Origin of the sequence: Amycolatopsis silviterrae (assembly GCF_042684085.1) — a bacterium.
Lineage (GTDB): Bacteria > Actinomycetota > Actinomycetes > Mycobacteriales > Pseudonocardiaceae > Amycolatopsis > Amycolatopsis silviterrae.
On the sequence record NZ_JBHUKS010000032.1, the window covers coordinates 89,887 to 112,622 of the forward strand.

Sequence of the window (22,736 nt, forward strand, 5' to 3'; positions counted from 1 at the left end):
CCCCTCACGTCCCTCGGCAAGCCCGGGCAGTCCGTGAGGGGCCCCTTCACGGACTCAGATTCCCTCAAGGAGCCCTTCACGGGCCTGGGCCGCCCGAAGCGCCCCAATGTGGCGTTCGGTGCATCCCACGCAACCAACGCCGCATTGGGTGCGTCAGACGCACCCAATGCGACATTGGGGCGCTAGCCCCACCCCGCCACCGAAAACCGCGACCGTCGCGAATGCACCCACCGAGCGAGGCACCCAGCCCCTCCCCCGCACCCCGATACGAAGCCTCCCTGCGGGCGGAGGGTGTTTGTCAAGGCATCTTTCCCGCCTTGACAAACACCCTCCGCCCGTCAGCACACTCCGGCTTCGGGGTGCCCCACGCAACCCAGAAAACCCCAAAAGTGAGCGTCAAATCTCCCGACGCTCAGCAACCGCCTCCCACAACGCCCCCAGCTCGTTCAACATCCCCGCCACCTCAGCCCGCCGCTCCTCCGGACAGCCCTCCAGCAAGGCCTGGTCCAACTTCCGAGTCCGCCGAGTCACCTCACGAAACGCGGCCAACCCGTCCTCAGTCAACGTCAGCACCTTCGCCCGAGCATCATGCGGCGCAGGCCCTCGCACGATCAGCCCCCGGTTCTCCAGCCGGCGGCACACATCAGCCATCGTCGAGGTATCCAGCGCGACCGCCTTCGCCAGCGCAGTCTGATCGAACCCCGGATAAGCCCGCACCGCCGACAGCACCGCGAACTGCGGCCCGGTCAGCACCGAATCGACATGCCGATTCCACGCCGCCAGGTACGCCTGATACAACCGCCGAGCCCCATACCCGGGCGCAGCAGCCAGATCCGCGGGCGCCTCCAGACTGACCCGGCGTCCCGCCCTCGAGCCGCCTTTCGCTGACCCGCCCACTGCTGTCGACATCCCTCGACCTTAACTACGCGCCCGCGCCCCGGCAGGCCGTCCAGCCCGCCGCAGCCTGTCCCCGCATCCCTGCGCACCGACAATAGTACGTCCTCGGACAAAGTCCGGCGCAGGCAGGGACCGCGCTCAGCGCACGGGTTTCCGCTGATCCCGGTCGAACAAGGCCGCCCCGCCCATCAGGAAGAGCTGCGCGACCGCCCGGTCGAGCCGACGCTGCTTCCACGCGGTGGCGAGCAGCCCGCGATGGGCGGCGAGGTGCTCGGCCAACACGTCGTGGCCAAGGTTGTGCGCACGCCCGAAATGCCGGTAGGCAGCGCGGAAATCCCTCGCGGCCAAGGCGGTTCTGCCCTGGTCCATTTCACTTTCGTACTCAGCGTCGGCCATCGGTCCCCCAGCTCCATCCGCCCAGTGATCCCATCCCCTGTCAGCGTACGCAAAACGGGCCGGGCCGCCCATCACCACTCCGGCCGCGAACTCCCCAGCCGAGGCGTAGTCCCCGACCACCCCGGCGGCGTCTCGCTCATCCGGATCACCGGGCCGAGGCTCTTCAAGTCCCCATAGATCGTCCCGTCGTCCGTCACCGCGTAACGCGAGAATTCCTCCGGCGTGAGACGCCCGGGCGCATCGGTGTGATCCGTTAACAAACCCTGCCGCTGCAACAGCATCGACGACTGGCACAGCGAGACCTGCACGTGGTACGAACCGCCTTCCCGAGCGCGCCGGGCCAGGGCCAGCATCGCGCCGTAGCCGCCAAGGAAGCCGGTGAGAAAATCGCACAGGTACACCGGCGTCAGCTGTGGACGGTTCCCACCCTGAATCACACAAGCACCGGTGACGGCCTGCGCCACCTGGTCCCACCCGGCGCGCATGCCGAACGGGCCGCCGGAGCCGAAGCAGTTCACGCTCACGTAGACGATTCCGGGGCGAAGTGCGGCAAGGTCTTCCGGGCCGAAGCCGTGCGCCGACATCCGGCCGGGGCGGTAGCCCTCGACGAACACATCGGCCGTGCTGGCCAGTGAACGCAGCCGGGCGGCATCGTCCACTGTGGAGTAGTCGAGGTAGGTGCTTCGCTTGCCATGACTGGTATCCCGGACGAACGGCGCGACTTGCGGCAGCTGCGGCGCGGTCACCATCAGCACGTTCGCGCCGTGTTCGGCGAGGCTCAGCGCGGCGGTGGGGCCGGCCAGGATGCGGGTCAGGTCCAGGACCCGGACGTCCGAGAGCGGCGAAGTGGCGCCGTCCGGCAGCGGGGACGGGGCGCTGTCGGCGATTTTGGTGATCTCGACGACCGGGCGCGAGGCCAGGTAGGCGCCGTGCGGGTGCGCGAGCCATTCTTCCGGCGTCCGCACGACTCCCCCGCATGCGCCGGCGGCGGCGATGGCGTCTTCCAGGTCTTCGGCCTTCCATTTCGCGACGGCGGCCGCGACTGAGGATGGGGTCGGCGAGCAGTCGAGGACGTCCAAGACCCGGCGTTCCAGGTGCGGCAGGTTGAAGTGCGGCAGGAACCAGCGTCCGTCAGCGGTCGGCCATGGCTGGGTGAGAGCGACCATGTGCTCGACGGCAGGCGACAGCGGCGCGGGGCGGTATTCGCCGTCCGCGGAGCGGATGAGCGTCATGTCTTCGCCGCCGAGGGCGGTGGCCGCGGCGGCGCGGACGTCGACGGCGATCTTCTGCCGCCGCCCGGTGCGCAGTTCCCACAGGTCGTTCGCGGCGACAGCGCGGGCGGCGAGGGCATCCGCGAGGGTTTCGCCGATCCGGAACGGCGACGCGAAAAGCGGGTCCGAGCCGGTGATCGTAACTTCGTCGGCGGCGGGGCGAGGAACGTCGCGCAGGGGCATCAGTTCGTCGAAGGCGGGCATGTTATTTCCTTTCAGGCCGACGCGACGTCGACCACGATGCGGCCGGTACCGGTGCCGGCGAGGAGCGAAGCGGCGGCGTCCTTGGCCTCCGCCAGCGGGACGACGCGCGTCAGGGAGTCCAGAAGCGCGGGATCGAGCAACTGAGTCAGGCGCTGCCAGGCGGCTTCGCGGCGGAGTGGCGGTGTGCGGACCGAGTCGATCCCGAGCAGGGAGACGCCGCGCAGGATGAACGGCAGGACGTTGCCCGGGAACTCGGCACCGCCAGCGAGTCCGCAGGTCGTCGCGACGCCGGAGTGCTGCAGCCCCGCCAGCGCGCCAGCGAGGACGGGACCGCCGACCGCGTCGACCACGCCTGCCCAGCGTTGTTTGCCGAGCGGTTTGCCGGAGGACGTCAGCTCAGTGCGGTCCAGGACGCGCGCGGCGCCCAGCGCGGTGAGGTGTTCGGACAGTTCGGCCGGGCGGCCGGTGGCGGCGAGCACCTCGTAGCGAGCCGCCGCCAGCAGGGCCACCGCGATCGAGCCGACACCGCCGCCCGCGCCGGTGACCAGGACCGGGCCGGTTTCCGGGGCGAGACCCTGGCGTTCCAGCGCGAGCAGGCTCAGCGCCGCGGTGAGCCCGGCGGTGCCGATCGCCGCCGCGCGGAGCGGGCCGAGTTGCGCGGGGACGCGGACGAGGTCGTCTCCGTTGACGGCGGCGAGGCCGGCCAGGCCGCCGTGCAGGTCTTCGCCGAGCCCGGCGCCGTTCAGCGTGACGACGTCCCCCGGCTGCCACCGCGGGTGCCGGGACGCGAGCACCTCGCCGGTCAGGTCGATCCCGGCGACGAGCGGATGCCGCCGGACGACGCCGGGGCGGCCGTGCAGCGCGAGCGCGTCCTTGTAGTTGATGCTGGAGTAGCGCACGCGGACCGTCGTGTCGAGGTCGTCGAGCAGCGCGAGGTCGAGTTGCTCGAACGTCGCGGCGTCGCGCACGATCCAGCCGGGAAAAGCCGTTGTCTCCATGCTTCCACGGTAGAAATCCGGACCCTGGCGGGGAAATGCTCGTCACGGCGACGCCATGCGCGGCGGGCATAGCTGGGTAGGCTGCCGGGCATGGAGGTCGAACTGCGGCATCTGCGCGCGTTCGTGACGGTCGCGACGTGCGGCACGTTCACGGCCGCGAGCCGCGAGCTGCTGATCACCCAGCCGGCGCTCACGCGCACGATCCAGCAGCTCGAAGAGACGGTCGGGACCCGCCTGCTGGAGCGCACGCCGCACGGCGTCGAACCGACGGAGGCGGGCGGCGAACTGCTCGGGCGGCTGCGCGTCGTGCTGCGCGATCTCGACACCGCGTTGGCCGCGGCGGGCGGGAATGCCGGGCTGCGGATCGGTTTCCAGTGGGCGCTGCCGGATCCGTGGGCGAGCGATCTGTTGTCCGCCTTCGAAACCGCGACCGGCGCGACCGCCACGCTCCTGCGCCGCGACGACATCGTGGCCGCCTTGCATTCCGGCGACGTCGATGCGGCGTTGGTGCGCGGGGACATCGACGCGTCCGGAATCAGCGGGACGGTGCTCTTCGAGGAAGACCGGCTGGCCGCCGTCGCCGCGAGTTCGGAACTAGCGGCGCGCGCCGAGCTGGACTGGGCGGAACTGGCCGCGCATCCGGTGGTCGTGAACACCGTCAGCGGCGCGACCAGCCCGCACGACTGGCCGCCGGAAAACCGTCCCGCGCAAGTCATCCAGTGCGGCAGCTACGACGAATGGCTCACCATCATCGCGTCCGGCCGGGCCGTCGGCTCGACCACCACGTCGGCCGCGGAGGCGCACACCCACGCCCGGGTCGCGCACCTCCCGCTGCGCAACGCGCCCCGGGTGGCGCTGCGCCTGCTGTGGCCGACGCGCCGGTCAAGCGATCCGCTGCTGCGCAGGTTCAGCGAACTCGCCCATTCCGTTCAGCGCGCGTCGTAATCCGCGCGGGACTGCTCGATCCGCTCCAGATGTTCGACGCTCCATTCCAGGAGCGGCGCGGTCGCTTCGCGCAGCGTCCGGCCCATCGGCGTCAGCTCGTAGGAAACGTGCGGCGGCATGACATTGTGGACAGTCCGCGTGAGAATCCCGTCGCGTTCCAGATCCCGCAGCGTGACGGTGAGCATCCGCTGGCTGATCCCCTCGATCTCCCGTTTGAGTTCGGTGAACCGCCGCGGGCCGTGACGCAGCATGCGGACGATCAGCAGCGCCCACTTGTCCCCCACGATCTCCAGGACCACGCGGGTCCGGCACACCTGGTCGGCCATGGTTACCTCCGGAGAACCGGGACACTAATTAGTGCCTTATTGCCCGTCGCCGCGCGGACGATCACGATGGTTCTCGAACAGTACCGGGTTACTTCCGGTAACCGCTATCTCTGTCCGAGGAATCCTTGCGATGACGACATTTCTGCTGGTCCACGGCGCTTGGCACAGCGGCCGGGCCTGGGACCGGGTGGTCCCGCTGCTCGAATCGGCCGGGCACCGGGTGCTCGCGCCCTCGCTGACCGGCTACGGCGACAAGAAGCACCTGCTCAGCCCGGACATCGGGCTCGACACCCATGTCCAGGACATCGTCGACCTGCTGCGCGGCGAGGAGGACGTGGTCCTGGTCGGGCACAGCTATGCCGGGCTGGTCATCTCCGCAGCCGCCAACGAGGTGCCGGACCGGGTCGCAGAACTGGTGTATCTCGACGCGATGGTGCCCGAGGACGGCGAAACCGCGCTCGACGTCCAGCCGATCACCCAGACCCTCATCGACCTCGCCGCACAGCAGGGCGACGGCTGGCGCGTGCCGCCGATGCCGGAGCAGCCCGCGCCGTTCGGACTGTTCGGCGTCACCGATCCGGCCGATGTCGAGTGGCTGCGCGGCATGCTCTCCGACCAGCCGGTGCGCTGCCTGCAACAGCCGGTGCGGCTCGACAATCCGGCGGCGCGCGCGATCCCTCGGACGCACATCCATTGCGTCGGCACGACCCCGAAGGGCATCACCCGCCGCCCGGTTCCCGCGCTCCAGCCCAACGGGACGCCCTCGCAGGTGTGGGAGCTGCCGACCGGGCACGACTGCATGGTCACGATGCCGGCCGAACTGAGCGAACTGCTGCTGAAGCTCGCCTGAGGCCCGTGAAGGACTCCTTAAGGGAATCAGATTCCCATGCCGGGGACTTAAGGCGGGCGCTGCGGGTGCCGTCGAGGCTCGTCTTGCCGTCGCAGAGGCTGGCCAGGGCCGGTGCCGCTCTTGGCGGCCAGCTGGTGCGGGTTGAGTCGTCCGTGAGGGGAACCCTGACGGACTCTGATTCCCTCAGGGTTCCCCTCACGGACCTCCGGATCTGGCCACGCGGGCACCAATCGGGCAAATCACTGGCATGGGAATCAGATTCCCGGAAGGAGTCCTTCACGGACAGTGCCCACCAGGCAATCTTGCCTAGTGGGCACTTTATGGCTACCTTGGGAGCACATCCCGGGGGAAGGACGTCCAGTCATGCCGGAAACCGTCACGCCGAAAACCGCAGCGCAGGAAGAGGCCAGCCCGTTCACCCGGCGCGTCAAGATCGGCATCGCCGGCGCGCTGTCCGGCATGGCGCTGGGCATGCTGGACAGCTACATCGTCGCCACCGCGCTGCCCAGCATCGCCGCGGATCTCGGCGGGCCGGGCGCGATGACCTGGATCGTCACCGCCTACGCGCTGGCGATCGCGGCGTCCACCCAGGTCTGGGGCAAGCTCAGCGACCAGTTCGACCGCAAGGCGATGTTCCTGCTGTCGGTGGCGGTCTTCCTGGCCGGTTCGACGCTGTGCGGCCTCGCCCCGACGATGGGCGCGCTGATCGGTTTCCGCGCGCTGCAAGGGATCGGGGCAGGCGGGCTGCTCGTCGGGGCGATGGCGATGGTCCAGGTTCTGGTGCCGCCCAAGGAATCCACCCGGATCTCCAGCTGGACCGGGCTGCTGCTGGGCCTCTCGCTCGTCGGCGGCCCGCTGGCCGGCGGGTTCCTCACCGACGCGCTCGGCTGGCGCTGGATCTTCTACGTCAACGTCCCGTTCGGGCTGCTGTGTCTCGCCGGGACGATCGTCGGGGTCCGGGTCCCGCCGAGGACCGGGAAGGCGCGGATCGATTACGCCGGAACAGTTTTGCTGGTCGCCGCGGTCGTCAGCCTCACCCTCGTCACCAGCTGGGCGGGCACCCGTTACCCGTGGGGCTCGCCGGTGATCCTCGGGCTGTGCGCGGTGGCGGCCGCCGCGCTGACCGCGTTCGTCTTCGTGGAACGCCGTTGTCCCGAACCGCTTGTCCCGTTCCGGATGTTCCGCACCCGCAACTTCGCGCTCGCCCAGGTGCTCGGCTTCGCCTTCAACGTCACCATGGTCGCGACGGTCACTTTCCTCCCGCTGTACTTCCAGAACGCGCGGGGCGTTCCGCCGTCGCTGAGCGGGTTGCTGCTGATCCCGATGACCGCCGGGATGGTCGCGGTGATGCACCTCAGCTCGGCCTATATCCGCCGCACCGGCCGTTACCGGATCCTGCCGATCGCCGGCAGCGCGTGCGTCGTCGCCGGCATGGCCGGGGTCTGCTTCCTCGGGCCGGACACCGATCCGCTGCTCGCGTCGCTGGTCGGGCTTCCGCTCGGGGCCGGGCTCGGCTGCCTGATCCAGAACACGATCCTGATCATCCGGCTCAGCGTCGAGCCCCGGGACCTCGGCGCGGCGCTCGGCATGGGCTCGCTGACCCGGACGCTCGGCAGCGGCATGGGCGCGGCCCTGTTCGGCTCGCTGTACGTCGGCGCGCTGGCCCGCGGCGGACCGGCTCCGGCCGCGGTGGCCGACGGGCTGCACGCGGTCGCCGCCGGAACGCTCGCCGTCGCCGCGCTCGCGCTGGCGGCCGCGTGCCTCGTCCGCGAAATCCCGCTCTCGAAACCGGCCTGACCTGCGGATTCCAGCGGCGTTCCAGGTCCCTTTCATACCGTCCGGGCAGCGTCCTCCTCGGTGCGTCGAGTCCGCCTGGAGGTGACGCGACGCCAAAGGGGGACGAACCGGCCGGGCCAGACCCTCCCGGCCGGTTCGGGCAAGGGCGGTCGCAACCCCAGGCTCCGCCCTTGCCCGCTCTTCCCGGCCGCGTCAGGCCTTCGCCGCCCGCAGCGCGGCCAGCCCCTCCAGCAGGTACTTCCGGAACACCGCGTGGTTTTCGCTCATCGGGAAGTGCCCGATGGCCGGCATCTCGATGAACGTCCCGTTCTTGATCGCCGCCGCGGTGCGCGCGCTGTCCGCGGGCGTCGTCAGGTAGTCGTACTCGCCGGTCAGCATGACCACCGGGCACTGGTCGCCGTCGATGTCGCCGAGCCGGTCGCGCAGGTCGTGGTCGACCGAGTAGAAGTGCAGGTCTCCCTTGAACGACTCCGAGCCCTGCGAGTAGTAGAACCACGTCTTCCACCGGTCGGCGTCCGGCGACTGCGGGGCCATCAGGTCCCACACCCCGCTCGCGCACACCTGCGCCGCGTTCGCGTGCGGATGCTGCCACCAGTCGAGGTAGAAGCCCGGCGAGTAGTCCGCGCCCTCGACCGCGAGCACGCCCGCGAACCGGTCCGGGCGGCGCAGCGCCAGCTGGAGCGCGATGTTTCCGCCGAACGACGAGCCCATGAAGATCGGGTCGCGCAGGTCGAGCGCGTCGCAGAGGGCGATCACGAAATTCGCGTAGTGGTCGGCGGTGAGCCGGTATTCCTCCTTCCACCATTCGGTGTTCTCCGGCGGGTCGGATTTGCCGTGCCGGGGCAGGTCGTAGGCGATCACGCGGTAGTCCGCGGTGATCTCGTCGTCCTCCAGCAGCCCGCGCCACTGGTGGTTGTGGCAGCCCGCCGTGTGCTGGCACACCAGCGGCTGGCCGGTGCCGTTCTCCAGGTAGAAGACCTTGTATTCGAGGCCGTCCACCTCAAGCGTGACGTAGTGCCCGGTCACGGGCGAAATCGTGCTCATCGGGGAGGTCCTTTCTCAGACGGGGGCGCCGACGGTGCGCAGCAGCTCGATCTGGCGGGTCACGCAGCGGAGGTTCTGCATGAGGACGAGCACGTCGCCCTCCAGCCGCATGTCGCGCTGGAAGCTCGCGGCCCAGATGCCGTGGTACATCGGGGCGGGCACCGGTTCGCCGAACTTCCGCCACGTGTCCGCGCTCGCCCGGATGGCGAACTGGTACGGCTCGTCCAGCGGCCCGGGGTCCACCGCGACGCCGGTGACCCGGCCGGATTCGACCTTCACGACGAACGCGTGCTCGACGGCGTCGATGAGGTACGAGCAGCTGAAGTACTTGCCGTGGGCCTGGATTTCGGGGTCGGCGTTGCTGGCCGAAGCGAACGCTTCGGCCCAGGCTTGTGCCGACGGGGAGCGGGTGGCCGCGGTCATCGTCGGGCTCCTCTCTGAGCGTGAACGGGTTGCCCTTCCGATCACAGCGCGTGCCATCGCCGCAGGTCCAATACTTGCCGGAGGCGCTTTCGATAGGCCGGAACAATTGGTTTCCGGCCCGCCCGCCGCCTACCATGCGGACGTGGCCGAACCCCCGGAACTGCGCGTGCTTCGCTATTTCGTCGCGGTCGCCGAGGAGCTCCACTTCGGACGCGCGGCGGCCCGGCTGCACATCACGCAGCCCTCGCTCAGCGTGCAGATCCGCAAGCTCGAGCACTCCCTCGGCGCTCGGCTGCTGGAGCGCACGAGCAGGCACGTCGAGCTGACCCCGGCCGGCGAGGTGCTGCTGGACGAGGCGCGCCGGCTGCTCGTCAGCGCCGACCGGCTCGCCGCCGCCACCCGCGAAGCCGCCAACGGGGTCCGGGGCTCGCTGATCGTCGGCTTCCAGGCCAACGCCGCCGCCGAACTCACGCCGAAAATCCTGGCCGCGTTCCAGAGCCGCTACCCGCGCGTGCAGGTCGAGATGCGCTCGCACGACTTCACCGACCCGTACGTCGGGCTGAGCAACGGCAGCGTGGACGTCGCGTTCGTCCGGCTGCCGGTGCTCATGCAGAGCTGGCTGTCGGTCGAGCCGTTGTTCGCGGAGCCGCGGATGCTCGTGACGTCCAGCGAATCACCGTTGGCCTGCCGGGAAAAGCTGACCGTGGCGGACGTCGTCGACGAGCGGTTCGTCGGCAGGCGCGCGCCCGGGTACTGGCGCGATTTCTGGCTCGCCGCCGACTGCCGCGGCCCGCATCCGGTGCGCCTCGGCGCGGAGGTGAGCAGCGTCGACGAATGCTTCGAGGCGATCCTGTCCCGGCGCGGCATCGCCTTCACCCAGGCCTCGACGCAACGGTTCTACGACCGGCCCGGCCTGTCCTTCGTCCCGGTCGACGGCCTGCCGCCGTCCACCGTCGCGATCGCCTGGCGCAACGACCTCGACGCCCAGCCGGTCCGCGATTTCGTCGACGCGGCAAGGATGCTGGCCGGGCTCGACCTCGTCCCGGCCACTGTGTCGTCGTGAGTGGCAATCCCGGTTCTAACCGGGATTGCCACTCACGACCGCCCTCTCCAGCAACACCTCCGCCGCCGCCCGAGCATGCCGCCCGTAGCCGGGGTCGCCGAGGACCATCGCCCGGCTCGCGGCTCCGTCGGCCAGCGTCACCAGCTGTTCCGCGAGCGCTGACGGATCGGCGACGCCCAGCTCGGCGACCAGATCGGTGACCAGCCGGAGCATCAGCAGTTTTTGCTCCCGCGCGTAGGAGTGCACCGCGCTGTCCGGATCGGGGTACTCCGCCGCCGCGTCCACGAACAGGCAGCCGCGCACCGGCTCGGACTCCGGCAGGTCGAACATCGCCAGAATCCGTTGCCGCGCCGGAAGATCCGCGCGGGTCAGCACGTCGTGCAGGGTGTCGCCGGAGCGGACGAGGCTCCGCAGGTAGGCGACGACCAGCTCGTCCTTGACCGGGAAATGCAGGTACAGCGTCCGCTTCGACACCGGGGCGGCGGCCGCGACCTGCTCCATCGTCGTGCCGGTGATGCCGTGCCGGGCGAACAGGTCCGCGGCGGCGGCCAGCACCCGCTCGCGCCCGCCGCGACCGGCCCGCCGGGCCTTCTCCTCGACCATGCGGCCAAGTGTACAGAAACGTTTACTTAAGCCGCCGGGTCCTGCTACCGTGCCTAGGTACACGATTTCGTTTACCTAAGGAGTGCTTCCGATGCCTGACCTCGCCGATGCCGCCGCGACCCTGATCCGCGGGCGGCGCGCGACCCGGTCGTTCCGGCCCGGCCCGGTGCCGGACCGCACGCTCCGCGAGATCTTCGGCCTCGCCGCCGCGGCGCCGTCCAACTCCAACGCGCAGCCGTGGCAGGTCGAGGTCGTCAGCGGAGCCAAGCGGGACCAGCTCGCCGACGCACTGGTCGCCGCGCACGAGGAAGGCCGCCGGTCAGTCGATTTCCCCTACAGCGAAGCCATTTACGAAGCTGTGCACCAAGAACGCCGGGCAGCGGCGGGCGGCGCGTTGTACGGCGCGCTGCGGATCGGCTTCGACGACCGCGAAGCACGCGCCGCCTACGACGCCGAAAGCCTCCGCTTCTACGGCGCCCCGCACGTCGCGCTGCTGTTCGCCCCGGACACCGCCGAAGCCCGGCTCGCGGCGGACGTCGGGATGTACGGCCAGACCCTGCTGCTGGCCATGGAAGCGCACGGAGTTTCCAGCTGCCCGCAAGGATTGTTGAGCTTCTACGCGGACACCGTCCGGGAAACGCTCGGCCTCGACCGGGGGAAGCTGCTGTTCGGGATCTCGTTCGGCTACGCCGATCGCGCGGCGCCGGTCAACCGGTTCTCGGTCGGACGGGCCCCGCTCGCCGAGACCACGCGGTTCCACAGCTGAGCCGGGGCAAGGACGGCACCCGGCGGTCAGCGGGGCGAATCGCAGGCCTCCCGCGCGGGCACCCCGCACCCGAGCCGGGCCCAGACCGTCTTCCCGGCGGAATGCTCGTGCACGCCCCAGTCGTCGGCGAGCCGGTCGACCAGCAGCATCCCCCGGCCGCGCGCCCGTTCGAAGTCCGGCGGGCGGACCTTCGGCCGGCCAGGCACCGGGTCGTCCACTTCGATCACCACCACGCACGGGCTGGCGAGCACGGTCAGCCGCGCGCAGTCCGGGCCCGGCGTGTGCTCGTACGCGTTCGAGGCGAGTTCCTCGATCACCATCAGGACGTCCGCGAGGTGATCGGGCGACAAGTGCCCCAGCGACCGGCCCGCCCACGCGCGCACGCGAGGCAGCGCCGAGACGCCCGTGCCGTGCAGGTCCAGTGTCCAGGGCAGGTCTCCCGCCTCGGGGTCCGGGCCGGTCACCGACGGCCCCTTCCGGTCCGGCCGGGCCGAGGGGAATGATCCGTGCCGCGAGACGCGGTCCCCTCGCCGCAGCCGCTTGCCATCACGATGGTGAAGTCCCTTTCCCGTTCCCGACTTCGCCGTTGCCCCCATCGGGCGTACCCGGACAGAGCCGACTTCACACCTGGTGCCTCGCATCTCTGGACGGCGGCGCCGGTTCGGTTACTGTCGCTGCATGCCGCCTCACGCGCCGGAGCCCGAATCGCGCACCCGCCTCGCCGAAGTCCTCGGCACCGGCGCGAGCAACGCCGACCTCGGCGAGGATCTCGCGAAGATCCTCGCCAGGGCGTGCACCGTCCTCGACGTCGACACGGCCACCGTGCTGCGGCACGAATCCCGGGGGCAGCGCCTCGTCGCGATCGCCGCCGCGGGACTCGAAGAGGAGGTCTACCAAGGGGTCCAGATGCCGGTCGGCGCGGGGTTCGCCGGGACCGTCGCGGCGCGCCGGGAGCCGGTGGTCATCGATCGCGCGGACAAGGCCACCGCGCTCAACGAACTGCTGGCCGAACGCGGCCTGCACACCATGCTCGGCGTCCCGATGCTGGCCGGCACCGAACTGGTCGGCGTGCTGCACGTCGGGGCCGTGCGGAAGCACCGGTTCACCACCACCGACGTCGAAACCCTGCGGCTGCTCGCCGACCGGCTGGCCGCCGTGCTGCAGGCGGAAACCATGCGCCAGAACCAGGCCGCGACCATCGCCCTGCAGCGCAGCCTGCTGCCCGGCGTCCTGCCCGTCATCGAAGGCCTCCGTCTCGCCGCCCGGTACGTGCCGGGCGCGGAGGCCGGGCTCGGCGGCGACTGGTACGACGTCTTCCGCCTCCCCGGCGGGCAGACCGGCATCGTGATGGGCGACGTGTCCGGGCACGGTCTCGAAGCAGCGGTCATCATGGGACGGCTTCGCAGCGCACTGCGGGCGTACGCCCTCGACTGCGACGATCCCGCCGACGTCCTCGCGAAGCTGGACCGCAAAGCGAACCACTTCGAGCACGGCGTGATGGCGACGGTCGCGTACGGCGTGCTGAGACCCGGCCACGAAAGCATGGCGCTGTCGCTCGCCGGGCATCTCCCGCCGGTCGTGGCCTCGCCGGGCAAACCGGCCGAACTCGTTCCCGCGCCGCCCGATCCGCCGGTCGGCCTCACCGTCGGCGCCACCGCGCGGCGGCGCACCACCACCGTGGAACTTCCGCCGGGCGCGGTCGCCGCCTTCTACACCGACGGCCTCGTCGAACGGCGGGACCGGCTCGTCGACACCGGGATGGACCAGCTCGCCGAACTGGTCCGGCCCGAGGACCCGGAACGGGCGTGCGCCCGGATCATGGCCGCCATGGTGGGGTCCCGGCCCCCGCAGGACGACGTCGCACTCGTCGTGCTCCACCGCACCGCGGGGACCGGAACGCGCTGACCGCTCAGGTCATCCGGCCGCCAGCGCCTCGTCGAGCGTGCGGTACAGCGGCAGGCTCTGCTCCAGCCCGGTCAGCTGGATGGGCCGCAAGGTCGCGCGGCCGGACGCCACGATCCGCACCTCGGTCCCGTCCGGTGCCTCGCGGCACGCGGCCAGCAGCACGGTCAGCCCGGCGGAGGCGAGGAAATCCACCTCGGTCAGGTCCAGCACCAGCACCGGGGGTTTCCCGGACACCGTTTCGGCGACCGCGGCCGTCAATTTCGGGGCGGTCCCGAGGTCCAGGTCCCCGCGCAGGGCCAGCACCGCCGCGGGCGAGCGGTCGGCCCGGTCGATCGACAGCGAACCCGGCGGATCCAGCACCGGGTCGGTCAGCTCGTTCATCGCTCTTTCCCTCCTCAGGAAGCCCGGCGGTCGGCGACCGGGCAGGAAAAGGACGCGGCTGGCTGCTCAACCGCGAATAGCATGCCTCACTGCGGCGGCCTCGTGCGAATGCCGCCGCCGGAATGATCTCGGACCGGCGGGGGAACCGGCAGCGCGGGGACGCCCGAGGGGCCCGGGGCTCTCTGGTCGGCCACCGCCCCGCACGATCCCGCCCGGGTCACCGGCTGCGGCCCTCCTCAGCCGAGTCCCACCGCACCCAACCGGCACGCCCCGCTCCCCGGCACCAGCCGCCTCGCCTCGCCCATCGCGACACTCCCCAGCCGAGCCGCACCTCACCGAGGCCGCGCACGGCGCTGTCCAGCCGCGTCCTGCCGCAGCCGGTCCGTCTGCTCGCCGACCTCGCCGAGCCGGTCCGCCAGCACCGAATGCCGCAGTTCGAGATGCGCGCGCACCTCCGCCATCGGCGGCAGCAGCCTCGTGACGTCGTCTTCTCCCAGCGCCACGCCGAGCCGGTCGGCGCTTTCGCGTCCTGCCTCGTCGAGGCCGGCCGCGGAGCTGGCCTCGGCCGCCAGCCGGCGCAGCACCGAAGCGTTGCGCCGGGCCCAGTCCGCGACCGCGCGGTCTCCGGCGCGGCGGTCCCGTTCGGCGTCGACGCGGGCCTCGCCGGTGGTCTCCCCGGTCGCCGACGGCTGCAGCCGCAGGTACCGGCGCTCCGCCGCCTGTCTGCTCGCCACGCCCAGCGCCGGGGCGAGCACCGCCCAGCTCGCGCCCGCCGTGCGCGCGGCCGTGATCAGCTCCGGCTCCCAAGCTCCGAGCTGGTCGCGCAGCGCCCGCAACGCCGACAGCGCGGCCAGCGACCGGTCCGCGGGCGCGTCTCCGGTCCGGGCGGCCAGCACCGCCTCGCGGACGCCCTCGATCAGCAGGGCGGAATCCGCCTCTGTCATGCGTCATCCTCTCGACGACTTGACAGTTGTCATCGTTTCGATGACATGCTAAAAGAAAGGCACGCCCCTGTCGAGCGGGCGGAGGTGCTCCCGGACGACCCGAGCCGATTCGCGGGTTTTCCGGCCGCGGTCGCCGGGAATCCGGTGCGAGCCGTCCGGCCGCTGGCCGGAGCATCCCCGCCGCGTCACCGGGCGCGGCGCTTCGCGCGGACCTGTTCCGCGCCGTCCTTCGCGCGAGAAAGGCCGCGCGAGAAAGGTATTGTCCCCGTGTCCCTTCCGCTGCACACCGCCCAGACCGGCCCGTCGCATCCCGCCCTCGCCCGGCTGTGGAGCTACCTCGCCGACGTCACCGGCGCACTGGGCATCGGTCTCGAGTCCTGCACCGTCGACCACGACACCCCGGTGTCCGCCTACGTCGCCCTCGACGGCCACCTCCCCGCCTACCCCGGCCGCGACGTCGCCCTGCTGTGGGACGAGATCCACGGCTGGGCCGCCGCCGTCGAAACCCACTCCGGCGAGGACCTGATCGTCATCCGCTACCTCGGCGGGCCGTCCGTCGCGCCGCCCGCGTCCCGGGTCGCCGAATTCGCGGCGGCGGTCCGCGACGACGACCACCGGGTCGGCTGTCTCGCACCGCCGGAGATCCGGACCCTCGGCACGCCCGCTGACCTCGAAGCCGTCCTCCGCCGCTGAGTCCACTGTGGACTCGCCGGGGTTTGGCCCTCCCCGCAGCGGGTAGCCAGGGCCATGACCGAGTTCGAAGCCGGACGAAGGATGCCCGCGACGGCGGAGCACGTGTACGCCGTCGCGGGCGATGTCGCGCACCGCAACGATTGGCTGCCCGATCCCGGCGCCGCGGAACCGGCCGCGCACCGCGACCGGCTGCGGCTCGAATGGCACGGCCGCGGCTGGCTCCAGGTCGAGCCCGCCGACGCTGGCACCAGCCACGCCACACTGCACCTGTCGTTCCCGGACGGGCACGACGGGCCGGAGCGCGTCCGCACGGCGCTCGACCGGCTCGCCGTTCTGTCCGGGTCACCGGGCTGAGCCGCCCGTTCCGTCCACAGTGGACGGAACGGAATGGTTTTCCACCGCACGGAACCGCGCGGCCACGCCGCGCGGCGGATCGGCTACTCTGCGCGCAGGAGTTGATGGTCCATGCTGGTGCGGAAGGAAATTCTGCCCGGGCCTCCCCCACCCCGCACGGAACGGAACCGGCTCGCGATCGACGGCGTGGTCGACAGCCTGCTGCGATGCCTCCCCCTTGCCGAGCAAACCCGGCTGGGCATCGTCGCGCCGAGCCGGGGCCGCACGTGCGATCCGGAGGCCCTTCTGCTGGAGGTCTCGGTGCGCACCAGGCGTTCCCCGCGCGCGGCGAGATGCCTGGTCCGCGCGGTCTACTCGGCACTCGGGCAGACCGCGCCCGAACTCGCGTCCCGGGTGCGCGCGGGAGTGAGCCCGGACGTGCTGGTCCTGCTGGGCGGGACCCGGCAGCCGTGCACCTGGTCGCGCGAAACCCCGCCGCGGCGCGGCTCCGGGTGACGCGGTCAGGCCCAGGCGAACCGCCGGATCCCGCCGGCGGAGATCAGCCGCCCGAAGGCGAGGTCCGGGAAGTGCGCGGGCGCGAAAACGTCGCCGGAGGCTTCGAGTTCGGCCGCGAACCGCTGCCGGACCGCGGTCGCGGCGGACCGGTCCACATCGAACATGCCCTCCCACTCGGGGTCGGTCAGCTCGCCGACCGTGTGCAGGACGTCGCCGAGCAGCAGGGCGCGTTCGCCCGCGTCGCTGACCACGAACACCGTGGAACCGGGGGTGTGGCCGGGCGCGGGACGGGCGATCAGGCCAGGCACGAGTTCGGTCTCCGCGTCGAACGTCTCGATCCGGCCGGTGATCGGCTCGAATATCTCGCGCACCGCCGGATCCGCGGTCTCGCCGGTGGTGAAGTACGCCCAATCGGCGGCGTGCATGCGGAACGTCGCTTTCGGGAAGACCGCTTCGCCGCGCACGGTCGACCAGCCGACGTGGTCCACGTGCAGATGGGTGAAGACCACATCGGTGACCTCCTCGGGCTCGACCCCGGCGCGGCGCAGATTGTCGAGCAGCCCGCCGGTGGCGAAGCCGTCATGCTCGAAGCCCGGCCCGGTCCCGGCGTCGACCAGCACCGTCCGGCCGCCCGGCCGGAGCAGGAAAGATCCGACAGCCATGCCGATCCGGCCGTCCGCGCCGACCGGCTGGTGATGGCACTCCCAGCGCGCGCCGCGCGCGTGGACCACGGTGCCGGCCAGCGGCAGCCGGGCGGTGCCGTCGAGGACGCCGACGATGTCGATGCTGCCGATTTTCATTGCCGCTCCTCGCTTTTCGGCCGTTCGGACCCGACGGTACCGGCGAACCGATCTTGCCCGGCGCTTCCCAGCAGGTGGGACTTGCCGTTCCGGCAAGATCGCGTGCGCTCCGGGCCCGGCTCCGGCGACCCTGGACGCACCACGACCCGAGGAGCCCCCGATGATCACCGACGCGACCCAGTTCTGGGACGAAGTGCACGCCGCCCGGCCCGCGACGGCCCCGCGGCCGAACGCCCGGCTCGTGGAGATCGTCTCCGACCTGCCGCCCGGCGACGCGCTCGACCTGGGCTGCGGCAACGGCGGCGACGCGCGCTGGCTCGCCGGACGCGGCTGGCACGTGACCGCCACCGACATCTCGGCCGTCGCCGTCCAGCGTCTCGCCGGGGTGCGGATCACCGCGGTGCGGCACGACCTCCGGGTCAGCTTCCCGGCCGGCGAATTCGATCTCGTGACCGCGCACTACCTGCAGTCCCCCTTCGAACTGGACCGGGCCGGCGTCCTGCGCGCCGCCGCGCACGCGCTGCGCCCGGGCGGCCGGCTGCTGGTCGTGGACCACGGTTCGAGCGCGCCGTGGTCGTGGAACCAGGACCCGGACGCGCACTTCCCCGGCCCGGCGGAGATCGCCGCGGACCTCGCTCTCGACCCGGCCGGGTGGACCGTCGAGCGCGCCGCCTCCCCCACCCGCGTCGCGACCGGGCCGGACGGCCAGACCGCCGAGGTCGTCGACCACGTCCTGCTGATCCGCCGCACCGCCTGAACCCCCGAGGAGACCACTGTGGCCCGCCGCCGCGACACCCCGCCGCCCCGCACCGGAAGCAGCGAAACCGAAGTCCTGCGCGGATTTCTCGACTATCTCCGCACCTCGGTCGCCGCCAAGGTCGACGGCGCGCCGGACCCCGAGGCACACGCCGCCGCCGTGCCGTCCGGCACGAATCTGGTCGGACTGCTCAATCATCTGGCTTTCGTGGAGCGGTCGTTGTTCCTCGGCGAGAAGGTCACCAGCTGGCCGTCGACCTTCCGCACCGAGGACAGCGTCGCCGACGTCGTCGCCCGCTACCGGGAAGCAGTCAAGCAGGCCAACGAAATCCTCGACGGCTGCCCGGACCTCGCCGCGCCCGTGCCGGGCCGCGAGGGGACGAGCGTCCGCTGGGCGCTGACGCACATGATCGAGGAAACCGGACGGCACGCGGGCCACGCCGACATCCTCCGGGAGCTGATCGACGGCTCGACCGGACGCTGACTACCCCCGCACCAGCCGGGGCACGAGCCGGACGTAGCAGACCATGCCCACCACCTCGACCAACGTCTGCGTCACCACCACGACCGGCGCGACCGCGAACTCGTCCGGCAGCGCGAGCGCCAGCGGAAGCACCACCAGCGAGTTCCGGGTCGCTCCGGTGAAAACGATCGCGCGCGCGGCCGGAGTGTCCACTCGGAACAGTCGCGCGACGCCGAGCCCGGCGAACGCCATCACCACGAGGAAAACCACATAAAACGGCGCGACCGACGCGACCGGTCCGAGTCCACTGTGGAGCTTCAGGGTTTGCGACGCGACCACAGTCGCGAGCGTCGCGGCCATCAGCGGCACCATCGCCGTCCCGGCCCCGTCGGCGAACCGGCGGCCGGTCGCGTGCCGGGCCGCCCAGGCTTGGGTGAGCCACGCCAGCGCCAGCGGCACCGCGATCAGCACGAGAAACGCTTCCAGGAACGGCCCGATCCGGACGACGTCGGCCAGATCCGGACCGAGAAAGAGAAACAAGAAGCCAGGCAGCAGGATCATCTGCGCGAGCAACAGCAACGGCGTCGCCGCGAGCAGGCGCTGACTGCTGCCGCCGGCCAGGCCGCTGAAGACGATCACGTAGTCCACGCACGGGGCCAGCAGCACGAGCAGCATGCCCAGCCGCAATGCCTGCCCGGCCGGGAAAAACGCGAACATCGCCGCGACGACCAACGGCACCACGACGAAGTTCACCACCAGTGCGGCACTGATAAACCGGGCGTCGCGGAGGGATCGCCCCAGCTCGGCGGCTGGGACCTGCAGGAAGGTGACGTAGAGCAGAGCGGCCAGTACGGGGTTGATCGCTGGCTCCAGTGCGGGACCGGCTGCCGGAGCAAGCCAGCCGACGAGTGCCCCGGCAGCGAGCGCGGCTAGATAGATGGCGACCTGATGGCGTTCCATGGTTCACGCCGTCTCAGCTGGACAGTCCACTGAGGATCGCGTCGATGCCGAAGCCGAACGCCTCGTCCGAATCCCCGCTGTGCGCCGGGTCTTCCTCGACGATCCCAGCGCGCACCAGTTCGGCGTGGTTCTGCTCCTCCGCGACGAAGCCGAGTACATAGTGGACGACCGTCCGCGCCGCCCACTCCGCGCGCCGGTCGTCGAATTTCCCGGTGAACAGCTGGCGCAAGGCGTGCGTGGGCACCAGCAGATCCGGCCGGTACGCCTGCACGAACGACACCACCTCGGCGCCGTCGCGGACCTGCAGCAGCGCCGAGCGGAAGTCCCCGGCCGCCTCGCGCGGATCCTTCGCCACCCCCGGCAGTCCTTTCAGGATCCGCGCGGCGACGACCGCGAGCAGCTCCTGTTTGTTGGCGACGTGGTAGTACAGCGCGCCCGGCTGGACCCCCAGGTCGAGGGCCACCCGCCGCATCGACAAACTGCTCAGCCCCGCTTCCCGCAGCAGCTCGTACGCCCGGTCGACGATCTGGTCTCGCGTCACCTTCACCCCTCTCATTCTGCCTGCCGCTTGCTTCCGACCGATCGGCCGCCTAGGATTTGATAGGTGTTCAAAACCTTCGACGACCTGGCCGACCGGCAGCTGGCCGGCGGCGTACTCGACCGCACCGACGCCCGCGCGGTGCTGGAAGCGCCGGACGAGGACGTGCTCGGCCTGGTCGCGGCGGCCGGGCGGCTGCGCCGCGCGCACTTCGGCAACCGGGTCAAGGTCAACTACCTCGTCAACCTGAAATCGGGCCTGTGCCCCGAGGACTGCGGGTACTGCTCGCAGCGGCTCGGGTCGTCCGCGCAGATCCTCAAGTACTCCTGGCTGTCCGCCGAGGAAACGGCGCGCCAGGCCGGCGCGGGCGTCCAGGGCGGCGCGTCGCGGGTGTGCCTGGTCGCCAGCGGGCGCGGGCCGAGCGACCGCGACGTCGACCGCGTCGCCAAGGCCGTCGAGGCGGTGAAGTCCGCACACGCCGACGTGGAGGTGTGCGCATGCCTCGGGCTGCTCAAGGACGGGCAGGCCGAGAAGCTGCGCGAGGCAGGCGTCGACGCGTACAACCACAATCTCAACACCAGCGAGTCCCGGTACTCCGAGATCTGCACGACGCACGGGTACGACGACCGCGTGGACACCGTCGAAAAGGCCAAGTCCGCCGGGCTTTCCGCGTGCTCCGGCCTGATCGTCGGCATGGGCGAGACCGACGACGAGCTGATCGACGCGATCTTCGCGCTGCGGGACATCGACAGCGATTCGATCCCGGTCAACTTCCTGATGCCGTTCGAGGGCACGCCGCTCGCCGGCACCTGGGAGCTGAGCCCGCTGCGCGCGCTGCGCATCCTCGCGCTGGCGCGCTTCGCCTGCCCGGCAAAGGAAGTCCGGATGGCCGGCGGCCGCGAAATGCACCTGCGGTCGCTGCAGCCGATCGCGCTGCACGTGGTGAACTCGCTGTTCCTCGGCGACTATCTGACCAGTGAAGGCCAGGCCGCGAAGGCCGACCTGGAGATGATCGCCGACGCCGGGTTCGAGGTCCTCGGCGCGGGCGAGCAGCAGCAGGCCGGGCACTCCGCCCCGTCCCTGCGGGAACGCGGCGCGGGCACCGCCGCCGCGCCCAACGCGTGACCGCCATGGTGTCGATGCACGACTGGCTCACCGCCGCCGACCGGGACCGGCACGTCGCCGGTCTCGTCCGGCGGGCCGACGACCGCCGGCATCCGCGAGCGTCCACATTGGACCTCGCCTCGAACGACTACCTGAGCCTCAGCACCGATCCGCGCCTGCGCGCGGCCGCCGTCCAGGCCGTCGAAAAGTACGGTGCCGGCGCGGGTGCTTCGCGCGTCGTCACCGGCACTACGCCGTGCCACACGGAGCTGGAACGCGAGCTGACTGTCCTCACTGGACAACCGGCCGCGCTCGGGTTTTCCAGTGGCTACACGGCAAACATCGGCGTCATCACCGCACTCGGTTCGCCGGACACGTTGCTGATCACCGACGCGCACATCCACGCGTCGCTGATCGACGGCGCACGGCTGTCCCGCTCCCCCGTCGCGATCTGCCCGCACGGCGATCTGCACACCCTCGCCCGGCTGCTGCGCGACCGGTCGCAGGAACGGGCGATCGTGGCGGTCGAGTCGATCTACTCGGTGCTCGGCGACGCGACGGATCTGGTCAGCACGGCAGCATTGTGCGCTCAGTACAACGCTTTCCTGGTAGTCGACGAAGCACACGGCATCGGCGTCGCCGGGAACGGACGGGGCGCGGTACACGCGGCCGGTCTCGCAGGCGCGCCGCACGTCGCGGTCACCGCCACGCTGTCGAAAGCACTGGGCGCGCAGGGCGGCGCGGTGCTGGGATCGCCGTTGCTGCGCGAACATCTGGTCAATACGGCGCGGACGTTCATCTTCGACACCGGCCTCGCGCCGGCCGCGGCCGCCAGCGCGGCGGAGGCGTGCCGGATCATCGCGGCCGAGCCGTCGCGAGTGGCGGAGCTGCACCGCGCGGCCGGCACGATCGCCGACGCCGCAGGGGTTTCGCGGGCGCCCGGCGCGGTGCAGTCGATTCCCGCCGACTCCCCGGAACAGGCCGTCGCCGCCGCGAACCGGCTGTACGAACGGGACATCGTCGTCGGCTGCTTCCGGCCGCCGAGCGTCCCGGACGGCGTTTCCCGGCTCCGGCTAGTCGCGCGCGCCGGGGTTGACCTGGACCGCGCTCAGGACGCGGCGCGGCTCGCCGCCCAGTGGTCGCGCGCCGCGAGCGTCGTCTGACCGCTTGCGCAGCAACGCATCGAACGCCAGCGCACCGGGTCCGGTGAAGACCAGCAACAGGAACGCCCAGCAGAACATCGCCGCGGGTTCGCCGTCGTTCTGCAGCGGCAAGAGGCCGTCCGGCTGGTGGACGACGAAGTAGGCGTATGCCATCGAACCGGACGCGAGCACGGCCGCGATCCGGGTGCCGAGACCAAAGGCGACCAGCAGGCCGCAGCCGAGCTGGATCACCGCCGCGTACCAGGACGGCCAGGCGCCCACGGCGACCGTGCCGCCCTTGGGCCCGCCGCCGAAGATCCCGAACAGCGACGCCGCCCCGTGCGCGGCGAACAGCAGCCCGACGACGATCCGGAACAGCCCGAGCACGAACGGGGCGGCCCGGTCGAGCGCACGCTCTGGCATGGGTCCTCCTCGAAGAACGACTAACGAGTTACTTAGGTTAGGCTTGCCATACCGTACTGGCCTGGCCCGCTCCCGTCCAGCCGCATGGCCATAGCCGAAGGTCCGTGAAGGACTCCTTGGGAGAATCAGATTCCCTCAAGGAGTCCTAATGGGTTGTGTTCGGGTCTGTTTGGCAGGCTTGGATGTGGTGGCTGT

Annotated in this window: 28 protein-coding genes; 13 read left to right on the forward strand and 15 right to left on the reverse strand. The window is 71.2% G+C overall.

The annotated features are described in order from the left end of the window. Positions 1-396: 396 nt before the first annotated feature. The 4 genes from ACFSVL_RS38560 to ACFSVL_RS38575 form a co-directional block, all read right to left on the reverse strand. A complete protein-coding gene (locus tag ACFSVL_RS38560) occupies positions 397-897 on the reverse strand; it encodes a MarR family winged helix-turn-helix transcriptional regulator (RefSeq protein ID WP_378311822.1) in 501 nt (166 codons plus the stop codon). Between the two features lie 138 nt (positions 898-1,035). Beyond that, the gene (locus ACFSVL_RS38565) at positions 1,036-1,365 is read right to left on the reverse strand and encodes a DUF3703 domain-containing protein (RefSeq protein WP_378311771.1); all 330 of its coding nucleotides are present in this window, start codon (positions 1,363-1,365) and stop codon (positions 1,036-1,038) included. Continuing rightward, on the reverse strand, positions 1,365-2,768 hold the full coding sequence (locus ACFSVL_RS38570; RefSeq protein ID WP_378311773.1) for a CoA transferase: 1,404 nt from the start codon (positions 2,766-2,768) through the stop codon (positions 1,365-1,367). The genes ACFSVL_RS38565 and ACFSVL_RS38570 overlap by 1 nt, the downstream gene beginning before the upstream one ends. Before the next feature lie 11 nt (positions 2,769-2,779). After that, entirely contained in the window at positions 2,780-3,766 is a 987-nt protein-coding gene (locus ACFSVL_RS38575) for an acrylyl-CoA reductase family protein (protein ID WP_378311775.1), read from the reverse strand. Positions 3,767-3,856: 90 nt separating this feature from the next. Here ACFSVL_RS38575 and ACFSVL_RS38580 point away from each other — a divergent pair, with 90 nt between their 5' ends. Beyond that, positions 3,857-4,711 (forward strand): LysR family transcriptional regulator, encoded by an 855-nt coding sequence (locus ACFSVL_RS38580; RefSeq protein WP_378311777.1) that lies wholly within the window; start codon positions 3,857-3,859, stop codon positions 4,709-4,711. Here ACFSVL_RS38580 and ACFSVL_RS38585 read toward each other — a convergent pair. Continuing rightward, complete coding sequence (locus ACFSVL_RS38585; protein ID WP_378311779.1) at positions 4,696-5,037, reverse strand: winged helix-turn-helix transcriptional regulator; 342 nt, start codon at positions 5,035-5,037, stop codon at positions 4,696-4,698. The two genes, ACFSVL_RS38580 and ACFSVL_RS38585, sit on opposite strands and share 16 nt — an antisense overlap. A 130-nt stretch (positions 5,038-5,167) precedes the next feature. Here ACFSVL_RS38585 and ACFSVL_RS38590 point away from each other — a divergent pair, with 130 nt between their 5' ends. Both ACFSVL_RS38590 and ACFSVL_RS38595 read left to right on the forward strand, forming a co-directional pair. Beyond that, a complete protein-coding gene (locus ACFSVL_RS38590; RefSeq protein ID WP_378311781.1) occupies positions 5,168-5,887 on the forward strand; it encodes an alpha/beta hydrolase in 720 nt (239 codons plus the stop codon). Between the two features lie 363 nt (positions 5,888-6,250). Further along, the gene (locus tag ACFSVL_RS38595) at positions 6,251-7,684 is read left to right on the forward strand and encodes an MFS transporter (protein ID WP_378311782.1); all 1,434 of its coding nucleotides are present in this window, start codon (positions 6,251-6,253) and stop codon (positions 7,682-7,684) included. Positions 7,685-7,876: 192 nt separating this feature from the next. Here ACFSVL_RS38595 and ACFSVL_RS38600 read toward each other — a convergent pair whose 3' ends face one another. Both ACFSVL_RS38600 and ACFSVL_RS38605 read right to left on the reverse strand, forming a co-directional pair. Then, positions 7,877-8,728 (reverse strand): alpha/beta fold hydrolase, encoded by an 852-nt coding sequence (locus ACFSVL_RS38600; RefSeq protein WP_378311784.1) that lies wholly within the window; start codon positions 8,726-8,728, stop codon positions 7,877-7,879. Positions 8,729-8,743: 15 nt separating this feature from the next. Beyond that, positions 8,744-9,151, reverse strand: a complete 408-nt coding sequence (locus ACFSVL_RS38605) for a hypothetical protein (protein WP_378311786.1) — start codon at positions 9,149-9,151, stop codon at positions 8,744-8,746. Between the two features lie 142 nt (positions 9,152-9,293). Here ACFSVL_RS38605 and ACFSVL_RS38610 point away from each other — a divergent pair, with 142 nt between their 5' ends. Next, complete coding sequence (locus ACFSVL_RS38610; RefSeq protein ID WP_378311788.1) at positions 9,294-10,214, forward strand: LysR family transcriptional regulator; 921 nt, start codon at positions 9,294-9,296, stop codon at positions 10,212-10,214. 15 nt (positions 10,215-10,229) lie between these two features. Here ACFSVL_RS38610 and ACFSVL_RS38615 read toward each other — a convergent pair whose 3' ends face one another. Further along, positions 10,230-10,817 (reverse strand): TetR family transcriptional regulator, encoded by a 588-nt coding sequence (locus tag ACFSVL_RS38615; protein WP_378311790.1) that lies wholly within the window; start codon positions 10,815-10,817, stop codon positions 10,230-10,232. Between the two features lie 91 nt (positions 10,818-10,908). Here ACFSVL_RS38615 and ACFSVL_RS38620 point away from each other — a divergent pair, with 91 nt between their 5' ends. Beyond that, positions 10,909-11,583 (forward strand): nitroreductase family protein, encoded by a 675-nt coding sequence (locus ACFSVL_RS38620; protein WP_378311791.1) that lies wholly within the window; start codon positions 10,909-10,911, stop codon positions 11,581-11,583. Between the two features lie 26 nt (positions 11,584-11,609). Here the strand turns inward: ACFSVL_RS38620 and ACFSVL_RS38625 are convergent, their stop codons facing one another. Beyond that, positions 11,610-12,047: an ATP-binding protein gene (locus ACFSVL_RS38625; RefSeq protein WP_378311793.1), complete on the reverse strand. Its 438-nt coding sequence runs from the start codon at positions 12,045-12,047 to the stop codon at positions 11,610-11,612. Positions 12,048-12,261: 214 nt separating this feature from the next. On the opposite strand from ACFSVL_RS38625, the gene ACFSVL_RS38630 reads away from it, so the two are divergent. Then, the gene (locus ACFSVL_RS38630) at positions 12,262-13,488 is read left to right on the forward strand and encodes a PP2C family protein-serine/threonine phosphatase (protein WP_378311795.1); all 1,227 of its coding nucleotides are present in this window, start codon (positions 12,262-12,264) and stop codon (positions 13,486-13,488) included. A 9-nt stretch (positions 13,489-13,497) separates the two neighbouring features. Here ACFSVL_RS38630 and ACFSVL_RS38635 read toward each other — a convergent pair whose 3' ends face one another. After that, positions 13,498-13,869: an STAS domain-containing protein gene (locus ACFSVL_RS38635; protein WP_378311797.1), complete on the reverse strand. Its 372-nt coding sequence runs from the start codon at positions 13,867-13,869 to the stop codon at positions 13,498-13,500. Between the two features lie 332 nt (positions 13,870-14,201). After that, entirely contained in the window at positions 14,202-14,813 is a 612-nt protein-coding gene (locus ACFSVL_RS38640; protein ID WP_378311799.1) for an HSP18 transcriptional regulator, read from the reverse strand. Between the two features lie 267 nt (positions 14,814-15,080). On the opposite strand from ACFSVL_RS38640, the gene ACFSVL_RS38645 reads away from it, so the two are divergent. From ACFSVL_RS38645 to ACFSVL_RS38655, 3 genes are all read left to right on the forward strand, one after another. Further along, positions 15,081-15,506, forward strand: coding sequence for a DUF6292 family protein (locus ACFSVL_RS38645; protein ID WP_378311801.1), 426 nt, complete (start codon positions 15,081-15,083; stop codon positions 15,504-15,506). Between the two features lie 54 nt (positions 15,507-15,560). Next, a complete protein-coding gene (locus ACFSVL_RS38650) occupies positions 15,561-15,860 on the forward strand; it encodes a hypothetical protein (protein ID WP_378311803.1) in 300 nt (99 codons plus the stop codon). 111 nt (positions 15,861-15,971) lie between these two features. Then, positions 15,972-16,355: a DUF2267 domain-containing protein gene (locus ACFSVL_RS38655; protein ID WP_378311805.1), complete on the forward strand. Its 384-nt coding sequence runs from the start codon at positions 15,972-15,974 to the stop codon at positions 16,353-16,355. A gap of 5 nt (positions 16,356-16,360) precedes the next feature. On the opposite strand, the gene ACFSVL_RS38660 is transcribed toward ACFSVL_RS38655, so the two are convergent. Next, positions 16,361-17,155, reverse strand: coding sequence for an MBL fold metallo-hydrolase (locus ACFSVL_RS38660; protein ID WP_378311807.1), 795 nt, complete (start codon positions 17,153-17,155; stop codon positions 16,361-16,363). Positions 17,156-17,315: 160 nt separating this feature from the next. Between ACFSVL_RS38660 and ACFSVL_RS38665 the strand changes: the two genes are divergently transcribed. Continuing rightward, positions 17,316-17,912 carry a class I SAM-dependent methyltransferase gene (locus ACFSVL_RS38665; protein ID WP_378311809.1) on the forward strand — a complete coding sequence of 199 codons (597 nt, stop codon included), beginning with the start codon at positions 17,316-17,318 and terminating at the stop codon, positions 17,910-17,912. Between the two features lie 18 nt (positions 17,913-17,930). Beyond that, positions 17,931-18,395 carry a DinB family protein gene (locus ACFSVL_RS38670; protein WP_378311811.1) on the forward strand — a complete coding sequence of 155 codons (465 nt, stop codon included), beginning with the start codon at positions 17,931-17,933 and terminating at the stop codon, positions 18,393-18,395. Here the strand turns inward: ACFSVL_RS38670 and ACFSVL_RS38675 are convergent, their stop codons facing one another. Further along, positions 18,396-19,334 carry a bile acid:sodium symporter gene (locus ACFSVL_RS38675; RefSeq protein WP_378311813.1) on the reverse strand — a complete coding sequence of 313 codons (939 nt, stop codon included), beginning with the start codon at positions 19,332-19,334 and terminating at the stop codon, positions 18,396-18,398. A gap of 13 nt (positions 19,335-19,347) precedes the next feature. Then, positions 19,348-19,890, reverse strand: coding sequence for a TetR family transcriptional regulator (locus ACFSVL_RS38680; RefSeq protein WP_378311815.1), 543 nt, complete (start codon positions 19,888-19,890; stop codon positions 19,348-19,350). 48 nt (positions 19,891-19,938) lie between these two features. On the opposite strand from ACFSVL_RS38680, the gene bioB reads away from it, so the two are divergent. Together bioB and ACFSVL_RS38690 are read left to right on the forward strand one after the other, a co-directional pair. Then, a complete protein-coding gene (gene bioB / locus ACFSVL_RS38685; protein WP_378311817.1) occupies positions 19,939-20,997 on the forward strand; it encodes a biotin synthase BioB in 1,059 nt (352 codons plus the stop codon). A gap of 5 nt (positions 20,998-21,002) precedes the next feature. Continuing rightward, positions 21,003-22,139: an 8-amino-7-oxononanoate synthase gene (locus tag ACFSVL_RS38690; protein ID WP_378311824.1), complete on the forward strand. Its 1,137-nt coding sequence runs from the start codon at positions 21,003-21,005 to the stop codon at positions 22,137-22,139. Here ACFSVL_RS38690 and ACFSVL_RS38695 read toward each other — a convergent pair. Beyond that, positions 22,050-22,541, reverse strand: a complete 492-nt coding sequence (locus tag ACFSVL_RS38695) for a DoxX family protein (protein WP_378311818.1) — start codon at positions 22,539-22,541, stop codon at positions 22,050-22,052. The two genes, ACFSVL_RS38690 and ACFSVL_RS38695, sit on opposite strands and share 90 nt — an antisense overlap. Positions 22,542-22,736: the final 195 nt, after the last annotated feature.